General features: G+C 39.4%; 10 protein-coding genes. 5 read left to right on the forward strand and 5 right to left on the reverse strand.

Features of this window, described 5'->3' with window-relative positions; all coding sequences use genetic code 11:
• Nucleotides 1-53 precede the first annotated feature (53 nt).
• Nucleotides 54-1,136, reverse strand: a complete 1,083-nt coding sequence (locus ACUVXA_RS00930; protein ID WP_445869349.1) for an aminoglycoside phosphotransferase family protein — start codon at nucleotides 1,134-1,136, stop codon at nucleotides 54-56.
• Nucleotides 1,137-1,428: 292 nt separating this feature from the next.
• On the opposite strand from ACUVXA_RS00930, the gene ACUVXA_RS00935 reads away from it, so the two are divergent.
• From ACUVXA_RS00935 to ACUVXA_RS00955, 5 genes are all read left to right on the forward strand, one after another.
• On the forward strand, nucleotides 1,429-3,021 hold the full coding sequence (locus ACUVXA_RS00935; RefSeq protein WP_445869350.1) for an N-acyl-D-amino-acid deacylase family protein: 1,593 nt from the start codon (nucleotides 1,429-1,431) through the stop codon (nucleotides 3,019-3,021).
• A gap of 46 nt (nucleotides 3,022-3,067) precedes the next feature.
• Entirely contained in the window at nucleotides 3,068-4,147 is a 1,080-nt protein-coding gene (mtnA, locus tag ACUVXA_RS00940) for an S-methyl-5-thioribose-1-phosphate isomerase (RefSeq protein ID WP_445869351.1), read from the forward strand.
• Nucleotides 4,148-4,199: 52 nt separating this feature from the next.
• Nucleotides 4,200-4,631: a GNAT family N-acetyltransferase gene (locus ACUVXA_RS00945; RefSeq protein ID WP_445869352.1), complete on the forward strand. Its 432-nt coding sequence runs from the start codon at nucleotides 4,200-4,202 to the stop codon at nucleotides 4,629-4,631.
• Between the two features lie 99 nt (nucleotides 4,632-4,730).
• Nucleotides 4,731-5,585, forward strand: a complete 855-nt coding sequence (mtnP, locus tag ACUVXA_RS00950) for an S-methyl-5'-thioadenosine phosphorylase (RefSeq protein ID WP_445869353.1) — start codon at nucleotides 4,731-4,733, stop codon at nucleotides 5,583-5,585.
• A 142-nt stretch (nucleotides 5,586-5,727) separates the two neighbouring features.
• Nucleotides 5,728-6,780 carry a hypothetical protein gene (locus ACUVXA_RS00955; protein WP_445869354.1) on the forward strand — a complete coding sequence of 351 codons (1,053 nt, stop codon included), beginning with the start codon at nucleotides 5,728-5,730 and terminating at the stop codon, nucleotides 6,778-6,780.
• Between the two features lie 100 nt (nucleotides 6,781-6,880).
• Here the strand turns inward: ACUVXA_RS00955 and ACUVXA_RS00960 are convergent, their stop codons facing one another.
• The 4 genes from ACUVXA_RS00960 to ACUVXA_RS00975 form a co-directional block, all read right to left on the reverse strand.
• On the reverse strand, nucleotides 6,881-8,494 hold the full coding sequence (locus ACUVXA_RS00960; protein ID WP_445869355.1) for an amidohydrolase: 1,614 nt from the start codon (nucleotides 8,492-8,494) through the stop codon (nucleotides 6,881-6,883).
• Nucleotides 8,495-8,567: 73 nt separating this feature from the next.
• Nucleotides 8,568-9,932 carry a M20/M25/M40 family metallo-hydrolase gene (locus ACUVXA_RS00965; protein WP_445869356.1) on the reverse strand — a complete coding sequence of 455 codons (1,365 nt, stop codon included), beginning with the start codon at nucleotides 9,930-9,932 and terminating at the stop codon, nucleotides 8,568-8,570.
• A 63-nt stretch (nucleotides 9,933-9,995) separates the two neighbouring features.
• On the reverse strand, nucleotides 9,996-10,325 hold the full coding sequence (locus tag ACUVXA_RS00970) for an ArsR family transcriptional regulator (protein ID WP_445869357.1): 330 nt from the start codon (nucleotides 10,323-10,325) through the stop codon (nucleotides 9,996-9,998).
• Between the two features lie 80 nt (nucleotides 10,326-10,405).
• Nucleotides 10,406-10,735, reverse strand: a complete 330-nt coding sequence (locus ACUVXA_RS00975) for an ArsR family transcriptional regulator (protein ID WP_445869358.1) — start codon at nucleotides 10,733-10,735, stop codon at nucleotides 10,406-10,408.
• Nucleotides 10,736-10,835 lie beyond the last annotated feature (100 nt).

The raw sequence follows: 10,835 nt of genomic DNA on the forward strand, positions 1-10,835 counted from the left end.
TTTTAAATTAAAATAATTAGAATTTTTCGAGCAAATTCTCTAGGGGCTTTTAACTATTTGAGATACGAGTTCACCTCTTTTGGATCAAAAATTTCAGTATTCAAAACGTTGTCTATGAAGTTAAACAGTTTGATTCGAATATCTGGCTTCAGGTCAGGATACCAAATAGGATTTGCAATAACCAAGCATCTCCAGGTATAAAATGGTTGGAGAACTTGGAGTATCTGTTCATCACCTGTTTTTTCCAAATAATTGTTGAAGAACAAGTGGTAAAGTTTCTCGAAAGGCCCTTCAAGTTTTCCGTACTTAAGTAGACTGAAGAAAATGTAATTTATGGTTAGGGCGGTAACATCATCTGCGGCCTCCCCCCACTCTCCGCGGCTTCTATCAAATACCCTTAAATCTGTTCCCTCTCTGAAAAAGATGTTCCAGGGATGAAAATCGCCATGTTCTTGGGACAGTCTGTGGGTGTAGTTCTTTAGTTTCCACCGCCAATCTACGCATCTTTTCTCTATTTCGCTGAGTTTTAATTGGTAGGCGAATTCAAAGTCAATGGGATAAGAGTCGGTTAGTCCAAAAATGCATTCTCCATGCCCCACCAATTCTCTAATCTTTTTAATATAGAGACTTGGTTCATTTTTTTTCAGGGCATGGATTTCTACTAGATAATCGGAGAGCCTTAAAGCCCGCTGTCTATCAAGTTCAGTCAAACCACCTCTTTCCGAAATTTTTTCTAAATCAACTTTGTAGAGAGTGCCCTCTACAAACTCAACGTTCATGAAAAATTCCTCAGCATCACCTACTGAAACGATACGCCCATCACTCAGAAAAGCGCCACAGTCGAGCGAACGCACATGGAGAGGTAAGCGATTATAAGTATTATGGGCTAAGAGAACCACTTGTGCCCGGTCTGGCATGGTTTCATGTCCGAACTGCGATGGAGCTACTGTTTCTATCAAATACTTTTTTCGGGCACCATTAAACTCTACTTCTATCAGGCGATGAATACCATACCCCGCCTTCTTTAATTTTATTACCTCTTCTCCACCCATTCCACCAACGCTTATAATCTTCACATTGCAACCAAGTACTTCACTAAAATATTTATGAAGCTCATCTATATCGTAGTAACCCATTTAATTCGCCTTTCCTTTTTGGATTTTTAAGTTTGTTCAACAACACTATTGAAAAAAATATTATTAAAAGATTTACTACCCAGAATCTTTCTAAATTTACAAGAGATCCAGAAGAGTTTGACTAATTCAAATATACGTACTATTACATACAGGATTTTTCTATTGTTTCATTACATTTTATTTTTAAAATAGTAGAAATAAAATAATTTTGTTAGACAACAATTATTATATATTTTAGATAGGAATGTGCCTAACATTACTTGGTTAGAGTAAAGCTTGGAGATGTTTTAAATTGAATATAGTTATCAAGAATTCAAGAATCATAGATGGAACTGGAAATCCATGGTTTAGAGGTGAAATTGGCATTAAAGAAGGAAAAATCATAGAGATTAATAGAAGATTATCCACAAAAGCGGAAAGAGTTATTGATGCAAAAGGTCTTATTGTAACTCCTGGTTTTATTGATGTTCACACCCATTCGGATGCCGCCTTATTAATGAATAGAAGTGCTTTAAATTATATTAGTCAAGGAGTGACAACGAATGTTATTGGGAACTGTGGTATCTCTGCGGGGCCTCTAAATAAAAAAACTGTACGTGATTTGCTTACACTTGTGGCTCCTAATTTTAAAGGGGATCCTACAGAATTTTGGACAAGTTTTGGTGGATATCTTGATTTTTTAGAAAGGGTGGGAGTAGCCATTAACGTGGTTCCACTTGTAGGGCACAACACTATTCGAATAGCTGTTATGGGTCTTGAGGAAAGAAAACCAACCCAAAATGAACTTGAAGAAATGAAACGTTTAACTGAGCAAAGTATGCGGGCGGGTGCCTTTGGTCTCTCAGCTGGTCTAATATACATTCCAGGAATATTTGCGGAGAACGAGGAGTTGATAGAGCTATGTAAAGTTGTTTCAAAGTATGGGGGAATATTTACTATGCACATTAGAGGGGAGGGGGACACAGGAATTGAAGCTATACAAGAGGCTGTAGAGATAGCGAGAAAAGCCAATGTACCATTAGAGATTTCTCATTTTAAATGTGAAGGAAAGAGAAACTGGGGGAATGCTAGTAAAAGGTTGGAGCTAATCGAGAATGCTCGAAAGGAAGGACTTGATGTGACTGCTGATTTCTACCCTTATACTTTTGCTCTGACCTTTTTACACTCTCTTTTCCCGCCTTGGCTTTTTAAAGACGGTTTGGGTAGTATCACCGAAAAATTGAAAGATTCAAATGTTCGAGAGCAATTAAGAAAATATATTAAAGTTGCTGGCGATGTGATAGGTATTTCTAACGAGGAGGATTGGGGCACAGTGGTTCTTTCAAATCCCAGTAATCCAAGATACAGAGGTAAATCAATACTAGAAATAGCTAAAGAGCGAGAGAGGGAGATAATTGACACAGTCTGCGATCTAATTCAGTCTGAGGGCATATCATTGGGAATTCTACTACATTGGATGTGTGAGGAGGACGTTGACGAAATAGCAAAACACCCAATAACTATGGTGGGTTCTGATGGAGCTGTAGCCACCTCGCAGGGTGAAATGATGCATCCCCGATATTATGGCACCTTTGCCAGAGTTTTAGGTCACCAAGTTCGCGAGAAAAAGCTTATACGCATTGAAGAAGCCATAAGAAAGATGACCTCATTTCCCGCTCAAAGATTTGGAATTCTAAATAGAGGTATTCTTAGAGAAGGGATGTATGCTGATTGTGTCGTTTTTAATCCCGAAAGGATAATAGATCGCGCCAGTATAGCAGAGCCAAATAGATTATCCGAAGGAATAGAATATGTTATAGTTAACGGGACTCTAGTATTTGAGAAGGGCAAATTTACTGATGAATATCCTGGAAAAGTTCATAGAAAGACAGCAGAGAAGGACTAATTTTATTCAAGTTTTTAATTTTTATTGGGAGCTTTAGGGTGTTTAAATGAAGGTTAAGATAGATGGAAAAACCGTGGACTGTCGCAATATTTGGATGAAAAGCCAAACAATTAACATGATTGACCAAACCAGATTACCTTTTGAGTTCAGAGTACATAAGACAAATAATTATCGGGAGACTGTAGAAGCAATACGAAAAATGCAAATTAGAGGAGCCCCGGCAATCGGTGTCGCTGCTTCATATGGGTTAGCACAAGCAGCCATAGAATTTAAAGATTTAGAAATAAAAAAATTCTGGAAGCATCTAGATGAAGTAACTCGGGAATTTCTTAATACGCGTCCCACAGCGGTGGATATGCACAACATGGTTAAAAGAATGCTGGGGGCTATGAAACAAGCAGAAACCTCTCACCAATGTGTAAAAATCGCTCTTAGAGAATCTCAAAAAATAGCGGAAGAAAATGCTAAGGCATGTAAAAATATTGGACTTTTAGGCAGAAACCTAATCAAAGAGGGAATAGGGGTGCTAACACACTGCAATACTGGAGCCTTAGGAACAGTGGATTATGGAACTGCCCTGAGCATAATAAGATTTGCTCACTACCAGAATAAGAAATTCATTGTATTAGCAACCGAAACAAGGCCTTGGCTGCAAGGGCGTCTAACGGATTGGGAACTGACGCAGGAGGATATTGAACATTACATTATAGCAGACGCTGCTGCGGGATATTATATAAGCAGGGGAGATGTCCAAATTGTGCTGGTTGGTGCTGATAGAATACTATCAAATGGCGATGTTATAAACAAGATCGGTACACGCACGCTAGCGGTATTAGCACATGAAAATAATATCCCTTTCGTTGTAGCAGCCCCGACAACTTCAATAGATCTTAATCAAAAAATTAAAAACATCAAGATAGAGGAAAGAGATTCTAGGGAGATAACTCATGTAAAGGGGTATAACGAGGAAACACAAGAGTTCCAAATATTAAGACTTTATTTTACAGATCAGGTTAAAAATCCTGTATTCGATATTACTCCCGCGAAATATGTTTCCAAGATAGTAACCGAAAACCAGATCATTGAACCACCATACAATCTGGAAAGGCAACTCAAAAACAAATAAATACTAATTGGGTGATTTGTTCCACTCGTCACCCTTAGCAGGAGAAGTGTGGATGATAAGAAAATTACTGATAGAAGATTTAGCTGATTATCTTCGGCTGTTCCGAGAACTTTGGCCTAATGCTTCAATTAATTCTGACGATGTACAGTCTGTTTTGGAGCATTACACAAAAAATGAAGACTATGAAATATACTGTTATATAGAAAAAATAATAATTGGAATTATTGCCATTAGCAAAAGATGGACGTTTTTCCATGGTGGCAAGGTAGCAATTATTGAAGATCTGATAGTTAAGGAACAGTTTCGAAATAAGGGAATTGGGAAAAAGCTAGTAGAATTCGTGGAACAAAAATTGAAAAAGGAAGGAATCAAGGTAATCGAGTTATCATCCGATTTTCACAGAACTCAAGCACACCAATTCTGGGAAAAAATGGGATACGCAAAATTAGCATACCAGTTTAGAAGGAGTCTAATTCATGAGTAGTAGAATAATTAATATTATAAATATATAAATCCCAAAGAATAAGAACAAAGACAGAAATAGTTGCCAATTAAAGTTAACAAAAAATAGGAGGATATTCAAATGACCAGAAAGGAGGTCGTATTTGTACCAATTGGTGTCTCCAAAGAAGAAGTAGAAGAATTCCTACCGGTAGAAATTGGAATCCTAGGAGGAACGGGAAACTATGACCCCGCAATATTTGAAAAGCCCAAAGAAATCAAAGTCTATACTCCATATGGAGCCCCGTCAGACAATGTTATAATTGGCTTGGTAAAAGGGCGCAAAGTGGCTTTTCTACCAAGACATGGAAGGCATCACGCCATCCCTCCACATGCCGTCAATTATCGAGCTAACATCTGGGCTTTCAAGAGCCTAGGGGTCACAAGAATCGTTTCCCCCGCCGCTTGTGGAAGCTTACAACCCGAGACCATAAAGCCTGGAGAATTTGTGGTCGCAACACAAGTATTTGACAGAACTTTTGGAAAAAGGGAAGATACCTTCTTTGAAGGCGGAGTCGTGGGCCATGTAGAATTCGCAGATCCTTTCTGTCCAGAACTCCGCAAGGTGGTTATTGACACCGCCCATGAGCTGGGACTTAAAATATGGGAAGAAGGTACCTATGTTTGTATAAATGGGCCGCGGTTCAGCACAAGAGCGGAGAGCCTCTTCTACAAGGGTCAGGGATTTTCAGTTGTAGGAATGACCTGCTATCCCGAGTGTGCGTTAGCAAAAGAAGCAGAGATTTGCATGGTGAACATTTCAATGCCTACTGATGTAGATGTTTATGGTTTAAGACCGGTCAACGCTGCTGCTGTGGTAAAAAGTATGAGAGAAAACATAGCTAATGTTAGAAAATTATTATACACTGCCCTGGAAAGAATTCCGAAAGAACGCAAATGTAATTGTGGTAGAGTGCTGGATCTGGCATTATATTGATTTGGATTGTTATGCAGGGGGCTTCCCCTATTTTTTCGATTTTCGATTTCTTTTTGAGCCACATTTTTTAATTATTGGTAAAGATTTTAAGCAGATTTTGTTTATTAGATATTATACCGAATTTTTGAGAGGTGTATTTTTTATGTCCATGAAATCTCCTAACAGTGATGATGTTTTCGCAAATTGGCTGGCGCGTGCCGATTTGGGTAAGCTAGAGAAGTTGTTCTCGATTAAGCGGGTTAAGTTTGAAAGGTCTAATATTTCTGCTGCGGAGTCCGTTAAGAACGTGGAGAAACATGCAGTGTTTTTCTTTCATTCGAGGGTAGATCCTTCTATAACTAAGGATGTTGAAAAGAAGGTGGTCAACATTGACGAGTTGGCAAAAGCGACCTTCTATGATTTCAGTGGCAAGGAAGTGGATATGACGGAATGGAAAGATAAGAATCTTGTTCCTCTATACTCTTCGATTAAAGAAACCAGTTGTACTGATTGCGGAGGTACGGGTTATATTACCTGTGATAAGTGTGAAGGTTCAGGGATTTTAATGTGTAAGAAGTGCAACGGAAAGGGGAATCTTGTTTGTGATGCTTGTAGAGGTGAAAAGAAACTTTATGTAAAATTGAAGGTTATAACGGATGGAAAGAGAACTGATATTGAAATGCCTTATAATTGTGATATTTGCGGTGGTGTTGGAACAATAAATTGTGATTATTGTGATGGTGCCGGGAAAGTTGATTGTGATAAGTGTCATGGTGAGGCAAAAAATCCTTGTAAAGGGTGCAAAGGCACTGGTACACTTTTTGAATACATTATTGCTCCTGTACCGTTTAAGCCAGCGATTATTCCTAAACTGTTCTTTCGACCAGAATTCGAAAAACATTTGGCAAAGGTGATAGACAAAGAATTCGCAAACATTGAAGGAATAAAGTTAAGAGATTATAATAGTCTTACCGAAAAGGAACTCACTCCACAGCTGGGATTTTTCAACAAGGATGTAAATGATAAAATGAACAAGGCCAAATCGATTTTTAAGGATTTGGAGAAAAAAGCGACTAAAGGTGGCGAAAAGCCAGAATATCCTATATACGTCTATCCTTTGCTGAAACTTGACGTACAAACACCCAAGGGTAAAAAATTCAATATTTTCAGTATCGGTACTGAACGGAGCTATATTGTCACCGACTACGGTTTCTAAAAAAGATTTCCCACCACCTCCCCTTTATATCACAAAATTTAATCTACAGATATTTATACTGAATGGATATTTACACTGAACCCGCTACAAATTTTCAGTATTATTTAGAGTATACTATTTCTCCACCGACAATGGTCATCTCTACCTCTATTTCACCTATTTTGTTGGGTGGGATTTTCATTGGATCATCTGAAAGTATCACCATGTCTGCCAGTTTGCCGATTTCAATTGAACCCTTAATGTTTTCCTCAAATGAAGCATACGCTGCATCTAAAGTGTACATTCGAATAGCTTGCTCAACGGATACTCTCTCCTCCGGAATAAAGGTATATTCTGGGGTTACTTCCCTTAACACCGCAGCTTGTACTCCCGGTAATGGAGCCATGAACTCTACGGGACAATCGGACCCCGCAGCCAATTTAATCCTTTCTTTCAACATTGATTTGAAAGGGTAGACATACTGGGCTCTCTTTTCGCCTACGCGATCAAGCATCCATCTCCCATCTGAAACTATAAAAGGAGGCTGCACTGAAGCTACAATTCCCAACTTTTTCATTCGTTTGATAAGCTCCTTGTTCAGAACCGAAGCATGCTCGATACGATGACGGTGATCCTCTTTCGGCTTCTCCCTCAGGGCTTCTTCTATAGCGTCTAATGCTACTCCTGCTGCCCTGTCACCTATGCAGTGTATTGCCAACTGGAAGCCCGCTATATGAGCCTTCTTAACAATCTCACCTAGTTTCTGCTCATCATAAATCAGGATACCTCGGTTTTCAGGGTCGTCACTAAATGGTTCAAGCATTGCTGCGGTGCGTCCTCCGAGGCTGCCATCAAGAATAATTTTGATTGCTCCAATTTTTAATCGGGGGTTTCCGAATCCTGTGTAAAAGCCAAGGTCCATTATACTGGATAGACAGGCTTCGGGAATTTGGAGGTACACTCTCAATGGGAGTTCGCCTCGCATTAGCAATGTTTGGAAAACTCTTCCTTGGAATTCTTGAGCCTGATCAAGTATTGGCATACAGTGTATTGATGTTAGTCCTTTGCTTACAGCCTCTTCACAGGCAAGTTTTAAAGCTAATGCGTAGTCTTCGTCTCCTAAAGAAACTAAGTTGAGTATCATAAACCCCGCAGCTTCACGCATTATACCAGTGGGCTCATTAGTTTCCGAATCTTTATCGATTTTTCCTCCGGCAGGAGATTCTGTTTCCGCATTTATTTTTGCCAGTTCTAAGGCCTTACTATTAACACAACTGATATGACCGCAAACACGCATAAGAGTAACTGGATTATCAGGAGCGGCTTGATCCAGATCCCATCTTGTAGGTAGTCGTTTTTCAGCTAGAGTAGAGTCGTCCCAACCATGCCCTACTATCCACGCTCCCCTAGATTTTCTTTGAGCCTCTCTTCTTAACCTTTCCTTGATATCTTCAATTGACTTCACTCCCTTTAAATCTAACATGTTTAGCATGGCTCCGAAACCCAAAATATGTATATGGCAGTCCGTAAATCCTGGGAGAACTGTTTTACCCTTAAGATCAATTGTTTTCACCTTATTATCAAAAAGCGATTTCATTTCCTTACTAGTGCCAACCCCAATAATCTTCCCATCATGGATAGCAACCGCCTCCGCTCTGGGTTTACCCGGATTCAAGGTTATAAAATTACCATTCACCAAACAAAGACTTGACTCTCTAAAATTTTTAAGACCCATACAATTAAACCTCCTTTCATATGCAGTTAACACTTTTTTGATAAAAATCATATTTTATTAGAATTACAATTTTTCAGGTTTCAGCATAGTTATAGAGAAATGACGCTATGTATTTTTCGAAGTCTTTTATTCCATCAACCATTAGATACTCGTTAGGTGCGTGAACCCTACCGCCATGCCCGGGACTGCTCATAATAAATTTCATGTTAAATGGCGGCTTGGTGAAAAGGTAGAAGGGAGCGCTCCCAGGTAACATCGGCATCACAACCGGATCGTAGCCGAGATCCTTAAAAGTTTTTATTGCTGCTTGACTAATCTTGTCCCTAACAGAAACCTTTACCCATTCATATGCACCTAGAACCCGCATCTTGAGGTCCTCGAAGCCCCGCTTCTTTAAATGATTCTTAACTCGATCAATGACCTCATCTGTGGTCATTTTTGGAACCAGTCTAATGTCAATCTTGACGGTTGCTTTACCAGGAGTAATGGTCTTTGTTCCAGGACCGATCCACCCGCTAACTATTCCATCAATGTTGACAGGTGATGGTTTAAAAATCAGGTTTCTAGCCATCGCCTTAAGATTCTCACCGCGATAATTCTCAACCTGGTAGCTTGCGGTCATAGCCTTAACCAGCAATTCGGAATACTTGTCAACCAGCTCTAAATCCTCAGGAGAAGGCGGCTCAACAGTATCATAGAATCCCTCAATCAAGACCTCATCTTGCCCACGCATGCTATTCAAAGCCCAAATCAGTCGCCAAACAGGATTAGGAAGAATATTGGCCATGCTGGAATGAACGTCGTTGGGATTTGTTTTACACTCCAGCTCCATGTACACAATGCCCTTAAGACCAAGAAGTAGAGCTGGCGGTGCTCCCGGAATGGCTTGGCTTGGAATCCACATACCCATAGCTTCGCATCGCTTTAACTCACTTTCCCTCTTTTTAGCCCAGTCTGGTAAATGGATGCTTGCCTGCTCCTCCTCGCCCTCAACACCGAAAACAAAATTAAAAGGCAGATCCCCAGTGACTTCCTTAACTGATTGAAGGGCGTTGAGCGTGGCTATAAAAGGGCCCTTACTGTTAAGTGCGCCTCTTGCTATTATGCGGTCATCAACAATATTTGCTTCAAATGGTGGTGATGTCCACTCGTCCAGAGGCTCCACGGGCTGGGTATCATACATTCCATAGATAAACATCCAACGGCCACTAGTTTTAGATTTGAGTTTTCCAAAGACCACAGGATAACCGGGGGTGCTATCAATTGTGGATTCTGCATCCAGCATATCTTTTAGGTAGTCGCGTGTCATTTCTGCGGTTTCTTTCATCCCTTCCCCTGTTTGGGAGATGCTTGGTTGCCTCAAGTATTCTTGTATTCTTTTAATGTGGTCTTCAAAGTGTTCATCTATATACTTGTGAATCTTTTCAATTTCGGACATTTAACTCTTCTCCAAACATGATCCTAAATCTATTAATGCGTCTTTCAATTCTTTTTTAAATTTTTATTGGATTACATGTCTTGTGTATGCAACTCCGAGAGGTGTCAAGTCTACTATATTCTCTTTTACGGTAATAAAGAAGATGTCTTTGAGGAATTGAAGATGGAAATCTAATGTTTTTTCGTCTATATTCAAATGATTTGCAATTTCCTCTATTGTTAGAGCTTTTTCTTTGAGCATTGTTAGAATTTCTCGCCTAATTGGATGTTGCATAGCACGAAGAGCCCTTCTGTGGGCCTCGGTCGGACCTTTTACCAATCCGCTCTCATCCAATTTTTGTTTCCAGGTTTCAAGTTCCTGGTCACTCATTTCTCTATAATTTTTCCTTTCCAAACAGTCCACCCTACTTCGTCTATACTCATTTCTAAAGTGTTTGGAGTAATCTTGACCTTTCTTTAATGTGTTAATGCTTTTTATCTTATTACGTTTTTTATGTACACCACTCCGAAGGGTGTTAGGTCTACTATGTTTTCTTCTATTGTTATATAATATGTTAGCTTTAGATATTGAAGATGGAACTGCACAATTTTTTCGTCTAGTTCTAAATTATCTGTAATTTCTTTTATTGATAGAGCCTTTTCCTTAAGAAGCATCAGAATTTCTCTTCTAACAGGGTTTTGCATAGTTAGAAGAGCTCTCCTATGCCACTCAGTGGAATTCCCCTCTATGTTTTTCTCCAATACGTTTATTCTCCAATATTCGATTTCCTCATCGTTCATTTCCCTACAATCTTTCTTATGCAAAAACGAACACCATCTTTACACTGAGTTTTCAGACCGGTTTTATGAACTGTAGAAATCATAGACATTTGTCACCCCCCTCTTTAAATTTCTTTTCCGAGTT

This window comes from Candidatus Jordarchaeum sp. (assembly GCF_052745115.1).

Excerpts from the sequence above, each read along its gene's own strand:
- ACUVXA_RS00930 (WP_445869349.1), bottom strand. The coding sequence starts at position 1,136 with ATGGGTTACTACGATATAGATGAGCTTCATAAATATTTTAGTGAAGTA.
- mtnA (WP_445869351.1), top strand. The coding sequence starts at position 3,068 with ATGAAGGTTAAGATAGATGGAAAAACCGTGGACTGTCGCAATATTTGG.
- ACUVXA_RS00945 (WP_445869352.1), top strand. The coding sequence starts at position 4,200 with ATGATAAGAAAATTACTGATAGAAGATTTAGCTGATTATCTTCGGCTG.
- mtnP (WP_445869353.1), top strand. The coding sequence starts at position 4,731 with ATGACCAGAAAGGAGGTCGTATTTGTACCAATTGGTGTCTCCAAAGAA.
- ACUVXA_RS00955 (WP_445869354.1), top strand. The coding sequence starts at position 5,728 with ATGTCCATGAAATCTCCTAACAGTGATGATGTTTTCGCAAATTGGCTG.
- ACUVXA_RS00960 (WP_445869355.1), bottom strand. The coding sequence starts at position 8,494 with ATGGGTCTTAAAAATTTTAGAGAGTCAAGTCTTTGTTTGGTGAATGGT.
- ACUVXA_RS00965 (WP_445869356.1), bottom strand. The coding sequence starts at position 9,932 with ATGTCCGAAATTGAAAAGATTCACAAGTATATAGATGAACACTTTGAA.